This is a genomic window from Mesorhizobium sp. C399B, from assembly GCF_030323185.1.
In the GTDB taxonomy this organism is placed as follows: domain Bacteria; phylum Pseudomonadota; class Alphaproteobacteria; order Rhizobiales; family Rhizobiaceae; genus Mesorhizobium.
The window spans coordinates 3,482,202-3,504,437 of the sequence record NZ_CP100472.1 but is presented as its reverse complement, the minus strand read 5'-3'; the positions used below and the strand labels follow the sequence as shown (position 1 = coordinate 3,504,437).

20 protein-coding genes and 1 pseudogene are annotated in these 22,236 nt (G+C 59.8%); 13 read left to right on the top strand and 8 right to left on the bottom strand.

Annotated features, from left to right (window positions below; all coding sequences use genetic code 11):
* Nucleotides 1–224: 224 nt before the first annotated feature.
* The 3 genes from NLY36_RS16940 to NLY36_RS16930 are packed head-to-tail and all read left to right on the top strand — an operon-like array spanning nt 225 to nt 2,214.
* On the top strand, nt 225–1,388 hold the full coding sequence (locus NLY36_RS16940; RefSeq protein WP_286461247.1) for a pilus assembly protein TadG-related protein: 1,164 nt from the start codon (nt 225–227) through the stop codon (nt 1,386–1,388).
* 60 nt (nt 1,389–1,448) lie between these two features.
* The gene (locus NLY36_RS16935; RefSeq protein ID WP_286461246.1) at nt 1,449–1,865 is read left to right on the top strand and encodes a TadE/TadG family type IV pilus assembly protein; all 417 of its coding nucleotides are present in this window, start codon (nt 1,449–1,451) and stop codon (nt 1,863–1,865) included.
* Between the two features lie 58 nt (nt 1,866–1,923).
* A complete protein-coding gene (locus NLY36_RS16930) occupies nt 1,924–2,214 on the top strand; it encodes a TadE/TadG family type IV pilus assembly protein (RefSeq protein ID WP_245259992.1) in 291 nt (96 codons plus the stop codon).
* A 413-nt stretch (nt 2,215–2,627) separates the two neighbouring features.
* Here the strand turns inward: NLY36_RS16930 and NLY36_RS16925 are convergent, their stop codons facing one another.
* The 7 genes from NLY36_RS16925 to NLY36_RS16895 form a co-directional block, all read right to left on the bottom strand.
* The gene (locus NLY36_RS16925; RefSeq protein ID WP_245259940.1) at nt 2,628–3,236 is read right to left on the bottom strand and encodes an NAD(P)-dependent oxidoreductase; all 609 of its coding nucleotides are present in this window, start codon (nt 3,234–3,236) and stop codon (nt 2,628–2,630) included.
* A 122-nt stretch (nt 3,237–3,358) separates the two neighbouring features.
* On the bottom strand, nt 3,359–3,652 hold the full coding sequence (locus NLY36_RS16920) for a hypothetical protein (protein WP_245259938.1): 294 nt from the start codon (nt 3,650–3,652) through the stop codon (nt 3,359–3,361).
* Between the two features lie 18 nt (nt 3,653–3,670).
* Nucleotides 3,671–5,263: a response regulator gene (locus tag NLY36_RS16915; protein WP_023733670.1), complete on the bottom strand. Its 1,593-nt coding sequence runs from the start codon at nt 5,261–5,263 to the stop codon at nt 3,671–3,673.
* Nucleotides 5,232–5,627: an Hpt domain-containing protein gene (locus NLY36_RS16910; protein WP_023699256.1), complete on the bottom strand. Its 396-nt coding sequence runs from the start codon at nt 5,625–5,627 to the stop codon at nt 5,232–5,234. Before NLY36_RS16910 ends, NLY36_RS16915 begins: the two co-directional genes overlap by 32 nt.
* A gap of 16 nt (nt 5,628–5,643) precedes the next feature.
* Nucleotides 5,644–9,486 carry a GAF domain-containing protein gene (locus NLY36_RS16905; protein ID WP_198020723.1) on the bottom strand — a complete coding sequence of 1,281 codons (3,843 nt, stop codon included), beginning with the start codon at nt 9,484–9,486 and terminating at the stop codon, nt 5,644–5,646.
* Nucleotides 9,487–10,135: 649 nt separating this feature from the next.
* Nucleotides 10,136–10,693, bottom strand: a complete 558-nt coding sequence (locus NLY36_RS16900) for a carboxymuconolactone decarboxylase family protein (protein ID WP_023699254.1) — start codon at nt 10,691–10,693, stop codon at nt 10,136–10,138.
* An 82-nt stretch (nt 10,694–10,775) separates the two neighbouring features.
* Nucleotides 10,776–11,570: an alpha/beta fold hydrolase gene (locus NLY36_RS16895; RefSeq protein ID WP_023699253.1), complete on the bottom strand. Its 795-nt coding sequence runs from the start codon at nt 11,568–11,570 to the stop codon at nt 10,776–10,778.
* Nucleotides 11,571–11,678: 108 nt separating this feature from the next.
* Between NLY36_RS16895 and NLY36_RS16890 the strand changes: the two genes are divergently transcribed.
* From NLY36_RS16890 to NLY36_RS31555, 9 genes are all read left to right on the top strand, one after another.
* Entirely contained in the window at nt 11,679–12,587 is a 909-nt protein-coding gene (locus tag NLY36_RS16890; RefSeq protein ID WP_023699252.1) for a LysR family transcriptional regulator, read from the top strand.
* 538 nt (nt 12,588–13,125) lie between these two features.
* Entirely contained in the window at nt 13,126–13,668 is a 543-nt protein-coding gene (locus NLY36_RS16885; RefSeq protein ID WP_023699251.1) for a sigma-70 family RNA polymerase sigma factor, read from the top strand.
* Complete coding sequence (locus NLY36_RS16880) at nt 13,665–14,504, top strand: anti-sigma factor family protein (RefSeq protein ID WP_023699250.1); 840 nt, start codon at nt 13,665–13,667, stop codon at nt 14,502–14,504. The genes NLY36_RS16885 and NLY36_RS16880 overlap by 4 nt, the downstream gene beginning before the upstream one ends.
* 281 nt (nt 14,505–14,785) lie before the next feature.
* Nucleotides 14,786–15,031: a DUF680 domain-containing protein gene (locus tag NLY36_RS16875; protein WP_023670610.1), complete on the top strand. Its 246-nt coding sequence runs from the start codon at nt 14,786–14,788 to the stop codon at nt 15,029–15,031.
* A 95-nt stretch (nt 15,032–15,126) separates the two neighbouring features.
* Complete coding sequence (locus tag NLY36_RS16870) at nt 15,127–16,098, top strand: MBL fold metallo-hydrolase (protein WP_023699249.1); 972 nt, start codon at nt 15,127–15,129, stop codon at nt 16,096–16,098.
* 30 nt (nt 16,099–16,128) lie between these two features.
* A complete protein-coding gene (locus NLY36_RS16865) occupies nt 16,129–16,608 on the top strand; it encodes a tetratricopeptide repeat protein (protein WP_023732701.1) in 480 nt (159 codons plus the stop codon).
* Nucleotides 16,609–16,716: 108 nt separating this feature from the next.
* Complete coding sequence (locus NLY36_RS16860; protein WP_023699247.1) at nt 16,717–17,166, top strand: DoxX family protein; 450 nt, start codon at nt 16,717–16,719, stop codon at nt 17,164–17,166.
* Nucleotides 17,167–17,624: 458 nt separating this feature from the next.
* Nucleotides 17,625–19,334 carry an adenylate/guanylate cyclase domain-containing protein gene (locus NLY36_RS16855; protein WP_286461244.1) on the top strand — a complete coding sequence of 570 codons (1,710 nt, stop codon included), beginning with the start codon at nt 17,625–17,627 and terminating at the stop codon, nt 19,332–19,334.
* A gap of 194 nt (nt 19,335–19,528) precedes the next feature.
* A complete protein-coding gene (locus NLY36_RS31555; RefSeq protein ID WP_081732481.1) occupies nt 19,529–19,828 on the top strand; it encodes a zinc-binding dehydrogenase in 300 nt (99 codons plus the stop codon).
* A gap of 196 nt (nt 19,829–20,024) precedes the next feature.
* On the opposite strand, the pseudogene NLY36_RS16850 reads toward NLY36_RS31555, so the two are convergent.
* Nucleotides 20,025–21,376: pseudogene (locus NLY36_RS16850) on the bottom strand (tyrosine-type recombinase/integrase).
* A gap of 491 nt (nt 21,377–21,867) precedes the next feature.
* Here NLY36_RS16850 and NLY36_RS16845 point away from each other — a divergent pair.
* Complete coding sequence (locus NLY36_RS16845; protein ID WP_023689148.1) at nt 21,868–22,134, top strand: acylphosphatase; 267 nt, start codon at nt 21,868–21,870, stop codon at nt 22,132–22,134.
* Nucleotides 22,135–22,236: the final 102 nt, after the last annotated feature.

Here is a 22,236-nt window from a genome sequence, read left to right as displayed (position 1 = left end):
GAAGGTCAGTTTGCGACCCAAAGCTCCCGGTCAGAATGCGCCCCCCCTTGGCCGTAGAGATGACGCAGCGTGAAGCACATGCACGTGAGGAGGAATTGCAGCAAACCTTTCGTCTGGGCCGTGGACTTCATCGAATCGGAATGGGTTTTTTAGAAATTCGTTTATCTATTCGTGATTTCTAATAAAATATGGGATCCAGTGCATTCATCCGGTTCTGGCCTGCATTGGTCCGCGCAACACGCGCCAGGAACGGTAACGTTGCCGTCGTCGTTGCCTTCACCTTGCCGGTCGTGGTCGGCGGCGCCGGCCTCGGTATCGAGACGTCCTTCTGGTACTACAGCAGCCTCAAGCTGCAGGCCGTCGCCGATGCCGCGGCCTATGCCGGTGCGCTCGAGAAAGTCGCGGGTTCCGATAACCCGACCATCATCGCCGCCGCCACGCAGTCCGCGACCTCGAACAATTTTGCCACGCCGGGCACGATTCAGGTCAACACGCCGCCATTGTCCGGCCCGAACACCGCGAAGAAGGCGGTAGAGGTCATCGTCAAGCAGAATCTCGATCGCTACTTCACGGCGATTTTCAACCAGGCGCCCGTTGCCGAACAGGCAAGGGCGGTGGCGCTGATCAATGACGCCTCCAAAGCTTGCGTGCTGGCGCTCAGTCCCTCGGCCTCCCAGGCTGCGCTCTTTTCCGGCAACACCACCGTCAACCTCACCGGCTGTTCGGTCATGTCGGACTCGATTGCCTCGGACGCCATAAAGACGCAGGGCTCGGCGGTGCTCAAGGCCGACTGCCTGATCACGGTCGGCGGCATGGTACTGAACAATCCAGCGACCACGGTCTGCAAGTCTAACATGACCCATGCCTTGCCGGCGGCTGATCCTTTCTCCAGCCTGGCGAAGCCGACGGCCGGCAACCCGTGCAAGAGTGTCAACGGCAACAAGACGTCGCAAACACTCCAGCCTGGCACCTACTGCAGCGGCATGGATCTCAAGGGCAATGTCACCCTGCAGCCGGGCGTCTACGTCGTGCAGGGCGGTATGAAGGTCAACGCCAACGCGGTCGTCGCCGGCAGCGGGGTAACCATCTTCATGGCGGGCAGCAACACTGTCAGCATGAACGGCAACGCCAAGGTGACGCTGAGCGCGCCGACATCCGGAACCTATTCCGGCGTGCTGTTCTACGGCGACAGGACCGGGACCACGGCGCAGAGCACCTTCAACGGCACCGCGGCCTCGCTTTTGACCGGCGCCATCTATTTCCCCAGGCAGCAGGTCAACTACCTTGGCAACTTCTCCGGGAACGGCGGCTGCACTCAGGTCGTCGCCGCACCATCCAGTGGTCCGGCAGTACGACCATCAAGCAGGACTGCACCAGCCTCGGGATGAAGAACATTCCGGCGACGCAATCCGTTCAGCTCGTCGAGTAGCGGGATGGGTGGGCGGACCTTGCGCATTGTCCTGGACAAATCCGGGATAGCTGCCGTCGAGTTTTCCATGTTGCTGCCCATCCTGTGCCTCGTCTGCCTCGGCATCGCCGACGGCTGGTCCTACGTGACGAGTTACCTGCAGATGCGCGCGGGCGTTAAAACCGCGGCCAATCTCGTAATGGCCGGCGCGTCCAATGACACCGGAACGCAGGCGGTCGCGCTTTCGAGCTGGAACGACAAGCCCGAGGACGCCGCGGTCGTACTGGTCCGCTCCTATTTGTGCGGCGCCACGGTCGTGGATGAGACCACCATCTGCGGCGGAAAGAAAATCTTCGTCCAGATAACGGCGACGGGCACCTGGGTGCCCCCGTTTAACTTCGGTGTCTTCCCGGACCCGCGCGCGATCAGTCATCAGCAGGTGATCCGTGTCCGCTGAAAGGATCGGATCCAGGTGGCGCCGTGACTGCTCCGGCGCAGCCGGGCTGGAATTCGCCTTGATCGCGCCTTTCCTGGTGATGCTTTTGTTCGGAATCTTCGCCTTCGGCTGGGCCATGAATGCCGTGTCGACCGTCCGCTATACACTGGCACGCGAGCTTCTGAAGCGCCTTGGTCAACGTCGTCGCGACGTGGCGCTAGGCTGGGAAGATGCCGACCCGTCTACTGTTGCCGTCTCTGCGTTTCAAGCCGACGTTCTCCGCTCTGCATGCCGACGCCTACTCAGGGAAACCGGAGCGCCTGAGTGTCAATGGCGCGATTTAGCTAAGGCCCCCTGGTGCGCGATTTGACTGGGTGCGAGCTGATCGAAACTGGCTTGGTGGATTGGATCGTCAGCAAGTAGCCGCTGCCCGCCAGCGGCCCAGCAGCCGTCTGCGGGGACTTTGCAGCGGGCGCGCTGGGCCTGACCGGTGGGGCGGTGTGGTATCCGCCGGCTGGCGAACATATGCGCCTCCTGCCAACGCCAGCGAAACATCCAAACGAACGAGGTGATCTAACCGCGATCTCGCCATCCAAGGCCAACACATAGGCCGATAGCAAAGGCCCATAATTGCTGAGAGAACGAAAATGGCCGACGCCATGGTTGGGGAACCCGGGTGGGTAGGCGCCGGCCACAAGCGGAACAGGCCCGCCGCGCCACACACATGGCTGATTTGTCATCACGTGGTTATGGTGTGATCGCGTAGGGCTAGACCAGCGGAACCTAGTAAACGCCGCTTAGTAAGCGATCCTCGACGCGATCGTTCATCGCCACGACATGCGGCGTGCACAAGACGTTGGGTAGCGAAAACAGCGGATCGTCGGTCTTCGGCGGCTGCTGGTCGAACACGTCGAGAGCCGCACCCGCGATTTGGCCATTGGCCAGCGCTGCTCGCAGGGCCGTGTAGTCGATCAGCGATCCGCGCCCGGTGTTGACGACGATGGCTGACGGTTTCATCTTCGAGAACGCGGCGGCGTTCAGGATGTGATGGTTATCGGGGCTCGGCGTTGCGTGCAGCGTCAGGAAGTCGGATTGCTCCACCAGGGTGGAGAAGTCGACGAGTTCGACGGAGGCGCTTCCTTCAGGAAGGGATCGTAGGCAAGGATGCGGGTCTCCCAGCCGAAAGCCGTTGCGCCACGCCACGGCCGCTGCGGCCGAGGCCGAGGATGCCGACGGTGGCGCCGCGCCATGGGTCAGGCCGCGCCACCCGCCACGCCGCATGAATTCGGGCGTCCACGTGCCAAGTTGTTTGGCAACAGCCAGCATCAGGGCGACCGCGTGCTCGCTGACCGTGAAGATCCGAAAATCGTTCGGCGTACTCGAAACCAGAATGCCGTGCTCGGTGGCAGCGTCGAGGTCGATGCCGTCGATACCAATGCCGTATTTTTAGACGTACCGCAGTTCCGGAAGCGCCTGCATCACGCGCCTGGTGATGCGGGTGCCGCTTGCCCCCATCAAGGCGACACAGCCATGTGCCGGGCAATCAGCTCATCCTCGGTAAAGCGCTTGAACGGCATTTCCCAGAGCGCATTGCCGAAAATGACGTTGACCCCACGCTCGCGCAGCCAGTCCAGCGAGGCGCCGGTTGGGTCGTAGCGTTCAAATGCGAGAACGCTGGGCAAGCCTTGAGCGCTCATGATGGTGGCGACCTCCTCAAATACCTTCGAATTGCTTCCGCTGTACGGCTGCCTTGCATCCGCTTCGGAAGGCTTTTCGGGCGCTTGTCCGCTTGAATCAACTGGCATCACACTTCGATGTCCGATCTTTCATTCTGTGGGTGACGGCAGCAGATCAACGAGCGGCACAAAATCCTCCAGCGAGTCATCAAGTGGCGGGGGTTCTTCCTCAGCCTCCTGCTTTGGCTCCACCATCAGGAGACCGACGACGACCAGAGCCAGAGAGGCCCAGGTCAGCGCTGGTATCGACTCTCCGAGCAACAGCATGCTCCAGCCTATGCCGGCGGCTGTCCCCGCATAGGCGTTCTGGCTGGCGAAGACCGCACCGGTGCTGGAGACTAGCAAAATGAAGAGCAGCATCGCCAAATTGCTGGCGGCAGCCATCAGCAAGACGATGACGCCAAGCCGACCAGCCAATAGACCAAATGGCACGAAGTCCTGATAAAAAGCGGCAAGTGGGATCAGCATCAAAACCGAAACAACTAGGGTCATGCCGAACAGGGCGACGTTATCGATTTTGGCGGGCTTGGACTCTGAGAGATAGATATCCTCGACTGCGTAAGTGACGGGGATTACAAGAGCGATGACAAACCACACCCAACTGGTGGCTATTTCTCCGGGCTCTCCGTACAGGAGGATGATGGAGATGCCGACGAGACCCAATCCAAGCCCTAAAAAGCGCTTCAAATTCGGAGCTTCGGTCCGCATCAGAGCGGCGAACAAGAAGACAGCAAATCCCTCGAGCACGATGACAATGGAGACGATGGAAGCTGGGAGCTTGCTTGCCACCCAGTACACCAGAACCTGGTTGATCACCGAGCTAATGAACGCAAAACGAAGGATGAACGTCCGATCGGCTCGCGTGAGATCCTTGATTCTTGGCATTGTCCGTCGCTTCAAACTAATCCCGATGCAGAACACGGCTCCGATAATGTCGATGAGGATTGCCAATCCGACCGGATGAGCCTCAACAAGCGAAGCCATCTTGGAAAGTGGAACGACGACGCCCCATAACCCGCCACATGCCAGCAGCAGTAGAGCGCCACGAAACGTGCGAATATTTTGCCGCATCTTTCGCTCTCGCTCGTAAACCTTCTGGGCCATTGTCGCGAACACTGTGGCAAGCTTGCCGAGACCATCTGTACGGCTTGCTACGTCGCGGATGCCAAGCTTCGAAGGATTGAACCGCCCGGTCTCCAATGTGGCGGCCGCCCTGGTCAGCTTGGCCACCTGCCGCAGATATTCCGTCTCAACGTCGCGGAGTCTTTTTTTCTCGATGCAGGTCTCAACACGAGCCTTGAGTAGAGCTAGTTCAAAGTCCTTTGGCAGAAAGTCTTCCGCGCCAAGCTCGATGGCGCTAATCACGCTGCCCATTTCTTCATCGAGGGCCGAAATGACGATCACCGGCAGATCGCGAGTGGCCCGCGAAGACTTGAGCGCCTTGAGCACTTCGAAGCCATCCATTTCGGGCATGACGATATCAAGGAGTACGAGGTCGAATGGATTCTGAGCAACCTGTTCAAGCGCCAGCTTGCCGCTTGCGACAGCGGTTGTTTCATGGCCGAGCGACTGGATGGCTTTGCTGAGTTTCAGGCGCACAGTGCCTGAGTCATCGACTATGAGGACGCGCGCACCTTCTGGTGCGCGAGCATCAGGTGATTGTGTCTCCGATTCTATGCTCATTCGGTTGTCCCCCTCGTTTCAAATCGGCAAGGCGAGAGCTTAGATCTCGGCTGGCCGTGTCACACGCGCCCGCGATGAGTTCCACTTCCGTCGCGGCCGCGCCGGGCATACTGTCGCGGCAGGATTGTTCCATTGCCGCGCAAAGCGCGGAAAGTTGGTTGGCGCCGAAGTCCCGCGCGCTTGATTTCAGCGTATGGGCAGCGCGGCCAAGACCTGAACGGTCGCCGGACTCCGCAGCCCGGCGCATCTGCTCGACTAGCAACGGGGATTCCTCCAGAAAACTCTCAATGAGTTCTGCAAGAGAGTCTTGATCCCCACCTATGAGATCAAGGAGCTTGTCTAGAGCGTCCTGCGCAACATCCATGACCGGACCTTTGTTGTCAGTTGTGTTGGTGGGCGCGTGTAAGAGAGGCGACCAACTCCTCCACGCGCAACGGCTTGCTTAGGTAATCATCCATCCCAGCTTCCAGGTAGCGCTCGCGGTCGCCGGCCATTGCATTGGCGGTAAGTGCCACGATGAAAGGCTGCAGCGAGTCCCCGGCGCCTGATGCGCGGATCAACCTTGTGGCTTCGAGCCCGTCCATGTCCGGCATCTCGATATCCATCAGGATGACATCGTGTTGTCCCTTGGCAAATGACGAAATCGCCGTCTCTCCATCCACCGCCAAGTCTACCTTGTAGCCAAGCCGTTCAAGCACCTTGGACCCAATCTTCCGATTGGTGATGTTGTCATCAACCAGCAGGATCCGAAGCGGCAATTTCGCCGCCATTTCGCTGTCGAGGGATGGTCCCTTGGGTTGATCAGGCTTGGCTGAACGCGTTGGAGCCACGGCAAAGACGGACATGAAAGCATTGAGGAGCGGCGAGGGCTTGATCGGCTTAGGAAGCATCGCCGCAAATTTGATGCTCTCGATATCTGCCTTGTTTCGCTCATCAAGAGGCACCAAGGAACTCAGCAATATCAGTGGAAGGTCACCTCTTTCACCAAGCCCACGCAATCGTTTGGCCAGTTTTATCCCGTCCATCTCTGGCATGTTCATGTCGAGCACGATGGCGTCATAATTTTCGCCGCTCGAAATCCTGCGCAATGCGTCCAGAGGCGACTCGGTCGTGTGTGGAATCATGGACCAAGATTGGGCTTGCAGAGACAGGATGCGCCGGTTGGTTGCGTTGTCGTCAACGATCAGCAGCCGCTTGCCTGCGAGTTCAACTTTTGCCAGCGACATTTGCGCCTGCCTGGGAGCGGGCGCAACGGCAGCGCGGATCGTGAAGAAGAATGTCGTACCCGACCCTTCAACACTTTCGACCCATACCTCCCCGCCCATCAGTTCTGCCAGGCGTTTGCTAATCGCCAACCCTAGCCCGGTGCCCCCGTAGCGCCGCGTCGTCGAGGCATCGACCTGGCTGAAAGACTTGAACAAGCGATCCAATCTGTCTTCGGGTATACCAATGCCGGTATCGCGTACTGCAAACTGCAGGGTGGAGAAGCCCTCTTCGCTTCCGCCATGGGGTGTCCCCGCGCCCTCAACTGCGGGCGGAACTTTCATCACCGACAGGACAATTTCACCCCGCTCGGTAAATTTCACAGCGTTGTTGAGGAAATTAAGCAAAATTTGTCGCAGTCTGGTGCTGTCTGCCACAATCCCGCCAGGAGTACCGGGCTCCACCAGGTATGCCAGGTCGAGTCCCTTCTCCGCGGTCTTGGAGGCCACCAGATCAATTGCGCTCTCAAGGCATTCCCGGAGTTCGAAGGGACTTGGATCAAGCTCCAGCTTGCCGGCCTCAACCTTGGAGAAATCGAGTATGTCGTTGATAATCGTTAGCAGGGCTTCGCCGCTGTTGCTGATCGTCTCGCTAATCTCGCGTTGTTCAGTGTCAAGCTTTGTACCAAGCAACAAGTTGCTCATTCCGATCACGCCATTCATTGGTGTGCGGATTTCGTGGCTCATCGTCGCCAGAAAAGAACTCTTCGCCTCATTTGCCGCCTCGGCCGCCTCTTTTGCCTGCTGCAGCGCCAGGGAAAGCTGTTTGAGCTCGGTAAATAGCTGCGCGTTATGGAGGGCCGCACCGGCATTGGCGGCAATGGTGGAAAGCAAGCGAAGCGAGTCATCGGTAAATATGCCCTCCCGCGTAGTGCTCTGAACACTGATAACTCCAAGCGTTCCTTGCGCGGTCTTGATCGGAACGCCGAGATAGGACAATGCATCCTTGCCGACGGGGGTAGCCCCGATCTGAGCTCCACGTTCCGCTACATCCTGATTGATCAGCAGCGGCTCGCCAGTCTCTATGATCTTGCTTGTCAGCCCCTCGCCAAGGGTTAGTGTGTTGAAGGCCTCGCCAAACTGATAGGGGAAATGGATTAGGTTGGTTTCCGGATCAAGCAGTGCGACGTAGACAATATCGGCATCAAAGATCTCCTGCATCTGGTTACCGATCAACTGGATCGTGCTGTCAAGTTCCGATTCCGCTATGAGCGCCTGACTAACCGTTCCAATGGCGGCAAGTTCGGCAGCGCGGGCTTCAGTCACCTTGAGCAGACGCTGAGTTTCATTGAATAGACGGGCGTTGGCGATGGCGACCCCCATGCTGGAGGCCACCGTCTGCAGCAGGCGCACGTCGTTTTCGTCGAACGCATGCTTCTGATAGCTCTGCACACTGAGAACACCCAGTGTTCCCTCACCAGACTTGATCGGCACGCCTATGTAAGAGGCAGTCCTATCCTCTTCGTGTGGAAAGTAGGCGCCAAGCTCTTTTCCTTCCTCAAGAGTGCCAAAAACAAAGGGCTCACCTGTTGTGATGATTTTCGAAGCTACTCCCATGCCCATTGGGAATGGATCGATAGCTCTATAGGTCCTAAAGTATGCATAAGGGACATGGATCAAGCCGGTTTCGCTATCGTGTAACAAAATTTCACTGACTTCGATGCCGAAAGCCTCCCGCACCTTGTCGCCTACCAAGCGAATAACAGTGTCCAGGTTAAGCGACTTCGTCATCGCTTCGCCAACGCTGTTGAGAATCGCCAGTTCTTTTGCGCGGTCCTCTGTCACTTTCAGCAGGCGCTGCGTCTCATCGAATAGATGTGCGTTGGAGATGGCTACGCCCATGCCGGATGACAGCCCCTGCAACAGACGCACATGATCTTCATTGAAGACATTCTTCTCGTAGCTCTGAACGCTGACGACACCCAAAATCCTGTCACCAGCGATGATCGGCACGCCCAAGTAGGATTCGGTCCTGTCATCTTCCGTAGGTATAAGTGCGCCCAGAGCAACGTGTTGCTCAGTCGAGCCCAAAACCAATGGCTTGCCTGACAGTATGACCTTGGACGTCAGACCTTCGCCCATCGCAAATGGCTCGGGGTCCTGATAGTCCCTGTAAAACGCATAGGGTACGGTGATCAGATCAGACTTCTCGTCACGCAGCAGGATTTCGGTGACGTCTGTTCCAAATATCTCGCGCACCTTGTCACCGACGATGCGCGTGACGGTCTTGACATTCAACGTCTTGGCCATTGCTTCGCCGACACTGTTGAGGATCGCGAGTTCTTTTGCGCGGTCCTCGGACACTTTCAACAGCCGCTGGGTTTCGTCGAAAAGGCGGGCATTCGAGATGGCAACTCCCATGCTCGACGAGAGAGCTTGCAAGAGACGCACATGATCTTCGCTAAAGGCGTTCTTTTGGTAACTCTGCACGCTGACAACTCCTAGAGTTCTGCCTCCCGCGATGATCGGCACGCCTAGGTACGATTCTGATCGCTCCGCTTCGGTAAGTGCGATCACATCAAACTTGAGGGACTGCTCAAACGTATCAATAACCAGCGGTGTTCCAGAGAGAATGACCTTTGAGGTAAGTCCTGCGCCCAAAGTGAACGGCTCCACGTCCTGGTACTCACGATAGAATGAATACGGGACGGTGATGAGATCAGATACCTCATCGTGCAGCAGTATTTCCGTGATGTCCTCCCCGAATATCTCCCGAACCTTGTCACCGACGATGCGTGTGACAGTCTTGACGTTCAACGTCTTGGCCATTGCTTCGCCGACGCTGTTGAGGATCGCGAGTTCCTTTGCGCGGTCCTCGGTGAGGTCGAGCAGACGCTTGTTGTCGGCAGAAAGTTGACTGAGTTGAGTTGCCCCAGATGCTTTGGCGACTTCCAGCTCGGCAATGTACCGGTCCGCTGATTCGAGTCGACCAGCAAGGTCGATTTCGACTGAGCTCTGCATGTCGGCTGTCTCCCCCAAAAATCCGCCAAGAGTGCGAGCGGCATCCTTCCCCAACTGCTCATCATACATTAGCAAGCACTGTTACATGCCGCGCAGTTGATTGTCAGTACCCGGCCAGCGTCTTTGCGCAGCCATTAGCCTCTGATGTCCGCTTCTGCCACAAATCACCCAGTCCCGGTCATGAGAAATGTCCGCTTTCGCGAGCGGCCATGGGTGCCCGCTGAACCAGATGAGGCGCGAGGCGGTCATGCCCGATGTCACCTGCGAAAGTCTGCTTCGGGTCACGTCACGACGATGTTCGCACCGAATTAAAGTTCCGCTATTGAGGATCCGAAGCCCGAAGCTGTCAGTCCGCTTGCGGCCCAAAAACCGACATCTTGACTGAATGTCAGCAATTGGGCCGGAAGCGGAAGGTCGGCTTTTGGCCGCCGAAGAATGATAGCAGACGAAAGGGTCGGCAGACGAACGTCTGAAACCCACCATCAGCTGATTGATGAACGCCACCTGGGCATAGCTGAGATTAGATCACGCGACATGGAAAGCTCGATGACGGCCGCGTGGCAAATTTTACTCGGTCCTGGCGTTACATGGTCTTTGCCTCCGCGCCCAATGCATCGAACGCGCCCGGCACGACCGCATACTGTCCGGATCAGCCCCTACCTGTCTGCCAGACATGCGGCTGAAATGGCGTCTCCAGCGGCGGTTGGGTGATGTTGGACGTGTACTTGGTGATCGTAGACGCCGAAAGAACGGCGACCACCTCCAGCAACCGGCTCTCATCAAAGTCCGCATCGAGGAATTCGCGCTTTTCCACCTCGCTGAGCCCACCGCGCCTCTCGATAAGCGTACGCGTGAGTTTCGCCAGAGCCGCATGCCTGGCGTCCACAGGTAAAGCGCCCTCTCTGATGCTGGTGACAGATTCAGCGCCGACCCCCTCGGCAATCGCCAGATAGGAGTGAAAGGCCACAGCCCACTCTGCCTTGTTGGTGACTGCATTTGTCAAAAGCAGGATCTGGATCTCCGCCTCGCTGAAGCTCCCGCCATGTACCCGCGCGAAGAGATCGGTCAAGCTGCCGATAAGCACAGGCGAGGTTGCCATCGTGCCGGCAATATTTGGAATGAAGCCGAAGGCTGAATTCAGTGCCTCAAGTGCCGGCCTGGAAGCTCCGGGCGCCGTTTCGATGGAGTGAATGGGAAAGTTCGTCATGTGTCTGTCCTTGATGGCAATTGGGCGCAGTTTGGCGCCGCAAATGGGGTAGAGACCTGAATTCTCAGGTGACGGTGATCGCTCAATGGGCCTGCGCGGCCTCCTCGATCACTTCAGCAACATTTGCCGGATGAGAAAGCATGACAACATGCGATGCACCCTGCACGACCACGACTTCGCGCGCGTGCGCACGCTTCGCCATGAAGTCGTGCAGAGCCAGAGGGATGCTTTTGTCGGCCGCGCCGTAGACGAAGTACGACGGAAGGGTTTTCCAGGCGGCCGCGCCTGAAGCTTCCTTCAGCGCGGTCTCGGTCTCTGCGTGATAGCCATCAGTGCCACCTGCTCCATAGGCAGGTCGGCGGCAAAGGGTCCGGCAAATTTTGCCGGATCGACGCTCAACTGAAGGCTGCCATCTGGCAGCGCAATTGGCTTGGCCAGAGCCGCCAAGCTCGCTACCCGGAAACTTGCTGATCAAAGCGAAGGTGCTCTCGCCCTTGTCAGGCGCGAATGCGGCGACATAGACCAGCGCCCTGACATTCTTGCTGTTAAGCGCGGCGTTTGTAATGACGGACCCGCCATAGGAATGGGCAACCAGCACCACAGGCCCGTCGATGCTCTCCACCACGCTGGCAACGGCTGCGGCATCGCCAGAGACGCTTCGAAGCGGGTCCGCTACTGCCACGACCGTGTAGCCATCGCGAGAGAGAATCGGGATCACTGAATTCCAAGACGAACTGTCTGCCATCGCACCGTGAACCAGAACAATGGTGGGCTTGCTGGACGCGGCTTCGGTCGCCCCAGGGGCGAGCAAAAACGCAGCCACTGCCGTCACCGCCAGCGGCCAGCCGAACAGGACACGTTTGATTTCACACTTCATAGATCTCTCCTTGGAAGGCTCGGCTATCTGTCGTTGTATCGATGTAAACGATGATGACTGAGAGATAATGCTTGTATTTGGCATGATATTCATGCCAATTTTGCATGAATGGACGTTGACGACCTCAAGACATTCTGCCGCGTCGCTCAACTTGGCAGCATTGCGGCTGCGGCGCGGGCCGAAGCCAGCGAGGCATCGACATTGTCTCGCAGGATAGCTGGACTGGAAGCACAGCTTGGCACACGACTGTTCCAGCGAACGACCCGGAAACTGTCGTTGACGGAGGCCGGAGCGATTTTCCTGTCTCGCATCCTGCCTATTGTGGACGAGGTTACGGCGGCCCGCGAAGCAGCGCTTGCCACCGTCGAACAGCCAAGCGGCATGTTGCGCGTTACGGCCTCAAACGCCTACGGCGAAGCGGTCGTCGCGCCACTGCTGGCCGGATTCTGCGCGCAGTACCCGCGCATTGAAATTGATCTGCTGCTCTCGGACGCTTTGGTGGACCTCGTTGCCCAGCAGGTCGACGTCGCCTTGCGTCTCGGGCCGCGTCCGACCGGCGACCTCATCGTCTCCAAGTTAAAGACAATCGAGCGTCGTTTGGTGGCGTCGAAAGAATATCTGTCTTCAGTGCCTCCAGTCGATCGGCCAGAAGACATTGGTGCGCATGTCTGTTTGCCGACCACGAATTCACCTCAAACACCGCTGTGGCTGTTCAGGCGGGATCTCGAAAATATCGAATTGACCGTGCCGGCGAAGATCAGGACCAGCAACACACTGGCGCTTCGCCAGTTGGTACGCGACGGCGTCGGGATCTCGCTGCTGCCGGAGTGGTCGGTGGATGAGGACATCAAGAGCGGAAGGCTTGTCCAACTCCTCCCTGGTTGGAAGATCAGCGTCGGGGCGCAGGAGAGTGCCGTGTGGGTCGCTTATCCTTCCCGCGCCTACCTGCCGCTGAAGACGCGGAAATTTATTGATTTCTTTAAAAAGCAGATATTGTCGGAGGGTTCGAACTCTTGATCCTCTCGGCTAACGCCAGATGGACAATGTCTGTGCGCCGCTGGTGGCGCCTGTCGCATGGCCTCCAGTCATCTTTTTTCGCTGTCCGGGAATAATACGCCGCCCGCCCTGGTCTTCCATGCATACGCTGCTGATTGACCTTGAAGGAACGCCCCCCCTGCAATCCCACATACTGACGACTATGACGGCAACGGTCGACGCGTTCCCAAGACCTCTTGAAGGCGACGCGTTGGGCGCCTGCGGCTGGCTGGCTCCCAGCCTGTCTACCTTAAAACGTCCTGCCCCGGTCGGGATCGAGAAAGCTAAGACGCCACGGATCGGTGCCGGCCGTGGATTCGGCAATGCTTGTGCTCAAGAGCGCGTCCGGGTGGATGCATCGTTGCGGTCCTGTGTGTGATTGACATCGATGAGACAGTTGCCTTCAAATTCACCGCAGCTGGCGACCCGGCATGTTTCCTCTGGGTTCGATCGCAAGGCAGAACCATTCTCGCCAAATGAGCGTACGAGCTCGAGGCGAGGCGCATGTGACGGTGTACCGATGCTGAGCAGCAATGCGCGGGCCGACCGCTTCGGCGAAGTGGTAATGCCCCATCTCGCCGACGCGCTTTCGCTGGCCCGCTGGCTGACCGGCAATGCCACCGACGCCGAGGATGTCGTGCAGGACGCCTGCATGAAGGCACACGCCAACATCGCAAGCTATGCCGGCGGCAATGCACGTGCCTGGCTTCTCACCATCGTTCGCAACTCGTGCTACACATGGCTGGCGCGCAATCGCCCGCGCAGCATCGTCTCGGTGGGCGACCTCGGTGATCTCGACGAGGTGAGCGCCGCTCACGCAGTCGATCTGACTGAGAGCGAAAGCCCGGAGGCGAGCCTGATCGCCAAGGCAGAGGTGGCGGCCATGGAAGCGGCGATCGCCGCTCTGCCGCAACCCTTTCGAGAAACGCTCGTGCTGCGCGACGTGAATGGCCTCGCCTACCGCGATATCGCAGCCATACTGGGCGTGCCGATGGGCACGGTGATGTCGCGGCTGGCGCGGGCGCGTGGCCTGCTGATCTCTGACCTTGGGAGGGCGCAATGAGTGCGCACAACGATGGATTGCCCGAGGACGCCGCAGGCATGAACCTGATGCTGCACGCGCTGATAGATGGCGAGCTTGACGCCGCCGCGGCCATGGCTGTCGAGCGGCGCATCGCCGCCGATCCCAAGCTGGCGGCCGAACATGCCCGCATCATGGTCTTGCAAGGGGCTGTGGCCGGGCTTCCGAAGCCCCGAGTGAGCGACGAGTTCAGCGCGCGCATTGCAGCCATGGCCGCGTCCAGCCGCGTCGAGGTGCTGCGGCCCAGAGCGCCGATACGGGCGAAGTCCGCTCGAACGTGGTGGTCGGCGCGCAACTTCGGATCATTCGACTGGCGCACCATGGCGGCCTCGATCATGATCAGCGCTGTTCTGGCCAGCGGCGCGACGCAATGGGCGATGCAGCCTAGCGTAGCCGACAGCTTTGCCGCAGGGGTAGCCAGCGGCCACCAACGCAGTCTGCTGGCGACCAGCCCTGTCGATGTCGTCTCGTCGGACCGGCACACGGTAAAGCCATGGCTCGATGCAAGGCTCGGCCTTTCGCCGCCGGCGCCGGACATGGCCAAGGACGGATTTGCACTCATCGGTGGCAGAGTCGAGGTCATCGGCGGCCGGGCGGTGCCAGCGCTGGTCTATCGCCACCGCGAACATCTGATCACCCTTGTGGCCGAGCCGCAAAATGCCGGGGTGGTTTCCGACCCGGTCGATCTCTCGGAGGGCGGTTTTTCGCTTGTGCATTGGAGCGATGGCGCCTTCTCATACTGGGCGATTTCCGACATGGAGCGGCCGGAGATCGACGACTTCGTGGCGCGCTTCCGCGCCGCCATCGTGACGGGCTGATAACCGTCTGTCGAAGCCTCTTCAGCCGATATCAAGTGCGATGTCACTGTTGGCTCAGCTCCTTACACGGGCTGAGACCACGGCAGCAGCATGGCGCCGACGTCGAACGCGTCCTCGTGCAGCGTCGGCTCCAGTTCGGGGCGGACGCCGGCCCCTGTTTTCGGGAAATCTCAAAAGAATTTCGCGCCGCCCGGGAATAAAGGGACGTCCTGATGGGTCTTCTTGTTAGCGGGGCCAGTTTCCCGGCACGCACCCAAGAAACGAAAAAAGGATCTACCGAAATGACCAAGCTCGCTCTCAGCGTGGCTGCCATGCTGCTTGCCTCAACCGCTGCCTTTGCCGGCAGCGACCATGGCGGCAACAACTCCAATCAGCCGGTCGCTACCGTTGACACCAATGCCACTGCTTCCATTTCCCCCTCCCCGCGCCAAGCCGGCGTCGACACCATGGTGACGACCGGGCCGCGCCAGGGGTCGGTTCAGGACATCATCACCAGGCACAACAACGACGGCATCTGGGGCCGCTGAAGACACCCTTCCGAACATCTTCTCTTACCACTCACGATGGAGAGCCAAACCTTTGGCTCTCCATCATCACCCCATAAGGCTGCAGGAGATCACCTATGTTCACGATGACACGTCGCACGTTGCTTGGAACCACGCTCGCCGCGACCGCCTTCGGTCTGGCCGGCAAGCTGGAATTCACCCGTCCCGCCTTCGCCGAAACGTCGGTCGAGCCGACCGTCGGCTTCTACAAATACAAGGTCGGTGATATCGAGGTCACCGCCATCTATGACGGCATCTGGCGCAAGCCGCACGACCCGGCCTTCATCAAGGATGTTTCCGTCGAGGACACCAAGGCAGCGCTTGCCAAGGCCGGCCTGACGACAGACTTCATGCCCATCCCGCTCACCGTCGTCGTCCTCAAGATGAACGGCAGGCTGATCATGATGGATGCCGGATCGGGCGTCGGCCAATGGCAGACCAATGCCACCCATCTGCCGGCCAACATGGCCGCCGCCGGCATCGACTATAAGACGATCGACACCATCATGATCTCGCATTTCCACCCCGACCATGTCTGGGGCCTGATGGAAAAGGGGACCGATGCACCGGTGTTCCCCAATGCCGAGCTGATCGTCAACGCCACGGAATACAATTGGTGGACCGACCCCAGCCGGCTGGCCAAGCTGCCGGAAGGCCGCAAGCCGGCGGGCAAGCGCATCGCCGAAAATTTTCCGAAATGGAAGAACTGGAAGCTGGTCAATGACGGCGCCGAAGTCGCACCCGGCATCCAGATCATCGCTGCGCCCGGCCACACGCCGGGACATTCGGTCTACCTCGCCAACTCCGGCAAGGAACAGCTGATGATCTCGGCCGACACCATGTATGTGCCCGCCCTTCTGGCGCCGCATCCGGAGTGGCAGGGCAGTTACGACCAGGACGGGCCGACCGCTATCGCCACCCGCCACAAGATCATCGACCGGGTGATCGCCGACCACATCCGCATTTCGGGTTCGCATTACCCGTTCCCCGGCACCGGCGTCTTCGTGAAAGACGGCAATGCCTATGGTTTCACCCCAGTTCAGATTTGAGCGCGAGCTCCAACCCAAGCGAGAAAGATGATGAAGCAATCCTATCTGGGCAAGCACGCCCTGTTTGGCCTGCTCGGCGCCATTGCCGTGCTGACCGTCGTTCCCGTGGCCACTATCATGCCGGCCTATGCGGTCGACGACATCGAAGGCACCGATGCACCCGACCTCACCGCCGTCCAGGCCAAGATCGCCGTCAAGGACTACAAGGGCGCGCTGGCCGATCTGCGTGATCTCGCGCAGGACAACCAGCAGGCCGACGTCTACAACCTGCTCGGCTTCACACTGCGCAAGACGGGCGATTTCGCCACCGCGCTGACCTACTACAACAAGGCGCTGGAGCTGAAACCCGATCACAAGGCCGCCCGCGAATATCTGGGCGAACTCTATGTAGAGACCGGCGACATGGCCAAGGCCAACGAGCAGCTGGCGTCGCTGCAAAGATTGTGTCCCGCCGGCTGTGAAGAACTCGAAGACCTCCACAAGGCCATCGACACCAAGGTGACCAAGTAAAACCAGGCAGGCGCTGCAAGGCGCCTGCCCCTTTCCCATCGCCTGGAGCCAATCGTGACAACGACACAAACCGCTTCGAAACTATATCTCGCCGACTTGACCCTGCTGATGGGTCGCCTGCTGCTCTCATTGCTCTTCGTGCATGAAAGCCTGGAGCTGGCGACGCATTTCGCCGGTGCAGCCAAGGCGATGACGGCGCTCGGCGTCAGCCTGCCGCTTTTGATAGCCACCATAGCGCTGCAGCTGGGAGCTGGCGTTTCGGTCGGCCTTGGTCTGCTGACGCGTCTGGGCGCGGTGGCGCTCGGACTTTTCTGTTTGGCAACGGCAGCTTTGTTCCACACCAATTTCGCCAACCAGAACGAATTGCTGCATTTCGAAAAGGATCTCGCAATAGCGGGCGGCATGTTCGCCCTGGCCATAGCCGGCGCCGGCGCGATATCTCTCGACAGGGTTCTGAACGGCCTCGTGAAGCGCCGGCAACAGGACAGAGAGACGGTTGCGGCGCTCATAGCGGCCGGTAGGCCTCTCTCGGTTGGCGAAATCAAGCTTCCATTCTAAATCGCCAAGACGCCGGGTCTCATATCAACCCGCCCGCCCGATCCGAACGCTACAAACGCCTCGGGCGACCCCTGATGACGAAAGCCGTTCACGGCGGGTTGTTTATCGACGTCCGCTTATCGGCACGGATAGGAACGCCCTATCGGCCGATATGAGGCGCAAAGCTGCCGTTCAAAAGGTAGCACGCTTGGAAGTTCGTGCCGACGCGCTATCTGGCGCATTTTGCCAGAAGTCGCTGCCTTCAAAGCTATCCAAAAACCGATCTTTGTCCCACTTTGTCCATAAGCCCCGCAAAAGCATCCAGGAACCCCAGGCGATTTGGCCGTATCGAACTGCCACCACGTCGTGGAATGGCAGGCGGCAAGGCTTGATTGACTGATTGTCGCCGCCGGCAAATCTTGACCGGAAGGCGCTATTGCCGGCGTGTTTTGGTCAGCGAATCGTTCAAGGCACTGGAAATGAGCCAATCGCAGGTCCCAGCACCACCGCCCGGATGGCTGCCGGACGCGTGGCTCCGCAACGCACGGCTGGTGTCCGGCCTTGTGCTGATGGCGTTCGTGACGCTGCATTTCCTGAACCATGCGTTGCTCCTGATCTCGCTTGAAGCAGCGGATAAGGGGCGCGCGGTGTTCCTGCTGATCTGGCGCAACCCGGCCGGGACGCTGCTCCTCTACGGCGCGGTCGCCACGCATCTCGTTCTGTCGCTGCTGGCGCTCTACCACCGCCGCACGCTGGCCATGCCGGTGCGAGAGTGGGCACAGATACTGCTCGGCCTCTCCATCCCGCTTCTGATTGCCGAGCACGTGGTCGGCACGCGTGCCATGCACGCCCTCTATGAGGCCAACGACACTTACGAGTTTGTGGTGCGCTCGCTATGGATCCTGACACCGCAGGTCGGGGTGCGGCAGGCAATCGCGGTGGTCGTCATATGGGCACATGGCTGCCTCGGCCTCTACTTCTGGCTGCGTTATCGTCGGTGGTATCCGCGCGTCGCCTCTGCTCTGCTGGTCCTGGCGGTGCTGGTTCCGGTCCTGGCGCTGCTCGGTTTCGCTAGCGCCGGAAAGGAGGTCTCGGCGATGGGACCGCCTCAGTCGCAGCCCATCGAGCGAACCCTTTTGGACCGAGCGTTGGCGGCCAAGGAGCGCATGGACAGCAGCATCTATGCCGGCTTTGCGGGACTGATCGTCCTGGTGCTGGCGGCGCGCATCGTTCGCGACCGCATCGAGCGGCGCAACCTGATCGAGGTGCGCTATGCCGGCGGGCGCAAGGTGCGCATCCCCCGCGGCTACAGCGTGCTCGACGCCAGCCGGCTGGGCGGCATCGCGCATTATGCCGTGTGCGGCGGGCGCGGACGCTGCTCGACCTGCCGCATCCGCGTGGTCGACGGCCTGGCCGAGCAGCCGGAGCCCAGTCCGATCGAAGCGGCGACCCTGCGCCGCATCGCGGCCGACGGCGACGTGCGGCTCGCCTGCCAGCTCAGGCCGCGCGGCGATCTTCGCGTCGCGCCGCTGCTGTCGCCGCCGGTCACGGCGGGGGGCCCGCTCGGCGCAACCGCCAGCGATCCCGGCCACGAGAAGGTAGTGGTGGTGATGTTCTGCGACATGCGCGGCTTCACGGCGATGGCCGACCAGCGCCTGCCATTCGACGTGGTCTTCCTGCTCAACCGCTATTTCGGCGTAATCGGCCGCGCAGTCGAGAGCTCAGGCGGCCGCGTCGACAAGTTCGTCGGCGATGGCGCCATGGCGCTGTTCGGGCTGGAGACCACGCCCGGCGAGGCATGCCGCAACGCACTTTCTGCCGCCAGCGCCATCGTCGAAGGGGTTCGCGCCCTCAGCGACGACTTTGCCGAGGAACTGCGCGCCACCATCAAGGTCGCGATCGGCATCCATGTCGGCCAGGCGATCGTCGGCTCGATGGGCTACGGCGCGGTCACGAACGTGACCGCGATCGGCGACACTATCAACGTCGGCAGCCGGCTGGAGGCCGCGGCGAAGGAATTCCAGGCGGAGATCGTCGTCTCCGAAGCGACGGTGCGGCTTTCGGGCATGGACCTACCCGGCGCGGAGGCGCGCGAGATCGACATCCGCGGCCGTGCGCGCCCGCTCGGCGTGCTGGTCGTGCCGCGCGGCGCGGCGGTGCCGATCGCCTTGCCAGCAAAATTGAGGTAAGGCGGGCTCGAAATGCCGGCCTCGCACACTCCCTACGATGCCGGAGGTCAGTCGGCGCGAACCGGATCGAGCGTCATCTGCTAGTCATCGTCTATTCGCGAGAGAATTTCGCCGAGGCGGTCACGCGACTGACTGGCGGCGCCTGAGCGGATGTCGCCTATGATGCTGTCGGCAACGACACCTTCGGCGGGTCGCTGGCAGCGCTCGGGGGCCGAAGCCATCTCGTTAGTTTTGGCCAGGCGTCAGGCCCAGTCGGCAACTGGGACATCGGTCGGTTCTCTTCGAAGTCCGTCACGATTTCCCGGCCTAACTACGCCCACTATACGGATGCACCGCAAAAGCTTGCTCTGCAATTGAACCGGTTCTTTGCCGCGCTCCGACTGGGCGTTATCAAGGTCGAGCCTCCAAGGCCCTACGATCTTGCAGCAGCGTCCGAGGCCCATCGCGATCTGGAGTCTCGACGAACGACCGGCGCGCTGGTGCTAAAGGTTTGAGACAAGTTTTCACGTTCGGAGTTCAGCGGCGTCACACGAAGCTGGCGGTCGCTATTGCCGCCATTCATTTCAAGGCCTTGCGAATAGCTGCTGTCGGCGTAGCCCCGATCAAACCGCCAGCGCTAGCAAGGTCCGCTTTTGGAGAACGCATAGATGGGCTTCGACGACCGATATGAAGCGCGAAGCGGACGTTCGATCACGCTGCGGATCGCTCGGCACTCCTTCCTTTCGGTGTCGGCTTTCCCAGGAAGTGGGCAAGCGCCAACTTCCTCGAATTCCGATCGAGCGCATAGGAGGTATGTCTGAAGGCTACGCCGTCCAGCAGGCCCTGAATGTAGCCAGCAATGCTGTCAGCCGCCATGATGAGTGCGGTATCCACAGTATGGATGTAGCGGCTCGTCACCGACCCTCGTGAATGACCGACCAAGGCGGCGATTGTTGCCTCGGTGAACCCAAGGTCGTTGGCGATGCTAGCGAAGCTGTGCCGCAGAACATGGGGTGTGATACCGGCCAGGTCGGTCTTCTCGAGTAGTTTCGTCCAGTGCCTGGGGAAGCTCCCGAATGGCGTGTCATCCTCCCAGCCAGGGAAGACATAATTTTCGGCGCCCTCTTCCTCTTGGCGGCGATCCTCGAGGTATTCCAGGACCGGCAGACCGATCGGACGCACCGACGCTCCTTCCTTGCTGTCGGTCAGGCGCAGGCAACTGCCCTCAACATCGACTTCTCCGTAACGTAGGCGATCACTTCGCTGCGCCGGCAGCCCGTCAGGGCGATCACCCGGATCATTTCCGCGGTGGCCTCGTGCTGCCCGTCCGCGGCCGCTTTCCGCAAAATATCGCCCAGCGTGCGATACTCCTGCTCGCTGAGGCGGCGCGCGTTAACCCTGTCCTTCGGCTTGCGAACACCATGCACAGGGTTCTGCTCGATGATGCCGAGTTCGACCGCATAGGTGAGAATACCACCGAAGAGACCTATCGTTCGAGCCGCCGTGCCCGCTCCACCGCGCACGATCGCGCGCCCCCGCAGCTTGTCCGTCTTGACGTTCGCGCGTGTCTTGCCCGCCATGATGTCCTTCATAGCCTGGGTGATGTCGGACTTGGCTAAATCTCGCACCCGTCGACTGCCGAGCAGCGGGACGATGTGGCGCTCAACGCGCCCGACATCGGTGGAGATTGTCGTGGCTTTCTTTGGCCGTCCCCTTTTCCCGAGCACGAGCCCATTCTTGAGATCTTCGAGGTAGCGGGTGCAGAGATCCTTGACCGTGATCGCCTCGCGATCAAGCTTGCGCTCCTCTGCAGGGTTGCCGCCCCTTGCGACCTGACCCAGCAGCACTTTCGCCTCGCGCCTGGCTTCCTCAGGAGTCCAAACTCCGTGCAGGCCAATCGTGTAGCGACGCGAGCGCCCGGCACTGCGGTACTGCAGAACATAGCTGCGCTTGCCCGAAGCGAAGACACGCAAGCCAAAACCGGGTAGTTCTTCATCCCATATCACATAGTCCGAGGACTTGATTTTGGTGGCATCGATGGTTCGTTTGGTCAGCTTCGCCATGCTAGGGTGTCTCCTTGACAGAATCCCTGCGTAAGCAAAGCGTAAGCACGGCAGGGAGGGGTTTGAGCCGTCCCGTCGTACCGTCGGCGCTGATCGATTTCAAAGTTCTTTTGTGATTTCAGTGGCATAGCGCACATTCGGATGGAAACGGATAGGTTCGGCGAAAGCCACTATCCATTCTCCGAAGGCAGAGGTCACAGGTTCGAATCCTGTCGGGTGCGCCAATCTACCCATATATTACAATAGCTCAGATAACCCTTAAGCGCGTCGCGCTGAAACGGATTCATGCGACGCGCTTTAAGGTCTTTGTTTAATGCATGTGGTTGTCCCAGGACCGCGGCTCACTTCTGGGCGACATGCATGAGTGCCCGGGTCTAGGCACGGGCGATCAGTCGATATTCGGTGTTATTGGCGCGTCGATTACCACTTCCGCCCGTTCAGTCAGACGCTATGCTGCTGACCGTGACACCAAGGCGCGCGTTCCGTTCGTGATGAAGCAAAGTCAACACCGCTTGCATGAGCGGATGACCATTCGCGGCCACCTCGAACCCGCGTCCTTCCTGCCCTGGATCATGCGCCATGCGGCCAAGCTCGGTCTCGCGCACCACATCGCTCATGCAAGCACCGATCGCATCGAACTCGATATTGCCGGTGCGGCGGAACTGATCGACATGATGGAGATGGGATGTTCGCTTGGGCCCATTGAAGTCTGGGTCGAGACGATCGACCGCGCGCCTGTCGAGCAAAAAAACATATAGCTTTGCGTGTGGTTACCCTCCGTTTGCACTTAATTTAATCAATATTGCAATTGCGAAATAATTATGCATACGTCAGCCGCATCGAGCGGTTCGCCAACTCCT

Bases quoted from the DNA above. Each gene is read 5' to 3' on its own strand.
- NLY36_RS16890 (WP_023699252.1), top strand. From the start codon at position 11,679: ATGGACGTTGACGACCTCAAGACATTCTGCCGCGTCGCTCAACTTGGC.
- NLY36_RS16875 (WP_023670610.1), top strand. From the start codon at position 14,786: ATGACCAAGCTCGCTCTCAGCGTGGCTGCCATGCTGCTTGCCTCAACC.
- NLY36_RS16860 (WP_023699247.1), top strand. From the start codon at position 16,717: ATGGGTCGCCTGCTGCTCTCATTGCTCTTCGTGCATGAAAGCCTGGAG.
- NLY36_RS16880 (WP_023699250.1), top strand. From the start codon at position 13,665: ATGAGTGCGCACAACGATGGATTGCCCGAGGACGCCGCAGGCATGAAC.
- NLY36_RS16870 (WP_023699249.1), top strand. From the start codon at position 15,127: ATGTTCACGATGACACGTCGCACGTTGCTTGGAACCACGCTCGCCGCG.
- NLY36_RS16845 (WP_023689148.1), top strand. From the start codon at position 21,868: ATGAAGCAAAGTCAACACCGCTTGCATGAGCGGATGACCATTCGCGGC.
- NLY36_RS16910 (WP_023699256.1), bottom strand. From the start codon at position 5,627: ATGGATGTTGCGCAGGACGCTCTAGACAAGCTCCTTGATCTCATAGGT.
- NLY36_RS16915 (WP_023733670.1), bottom strand. From the start codon at position 5,263: ATGAGCATAGAATCGGAGACACAATCACCTGATGCTCGCGCACCAGAA.
- NLY36_RS16905 (WP_198020723.1), bottom strand. From the start codon at position 9,486: ATGCAGAGCTCAGTCGAAATCGACCTTGCTGGTCGACTCGAATCAGCG.
- NLY36_RS16885 (WP_023699251.1), top strand. From the start codon at position 13,126: ATGCTGAGCAGCAATGCGCGGGCCGACCGCTTCGGCGAAGTGGTAATG.
- NLY36_RS16855 (WP_286461244.1), top strand. From the start codon at position 17,625: ATGAGCCAATCGCAGGTCCCAGCACCACCGCCCGGATGGCTGCCGGAC.
- NLY36_RS16895 (WP_023699253.1), bottom strand. From the start codon at position 11,570: ATGAAGTGTGAAATCAAACGTGTCCTGTTCGGCTGGCCGCTGGCGGTG.
- NLY36_RS16900 (WP_023699254.1), bottom strand. From the start codon at position 10,693: ATGACGAACTTTCCCATTCACTCCATCGAAACGGCGCCCGGAGCTTCC.
- NLY36_RS16865 (WP_023732701.1), top strand. From the start codon at position 16,129: ATGAAGCAATCCTATCTGGGCAAGCACGCCCTGTTTGGCCTGCTCGGC.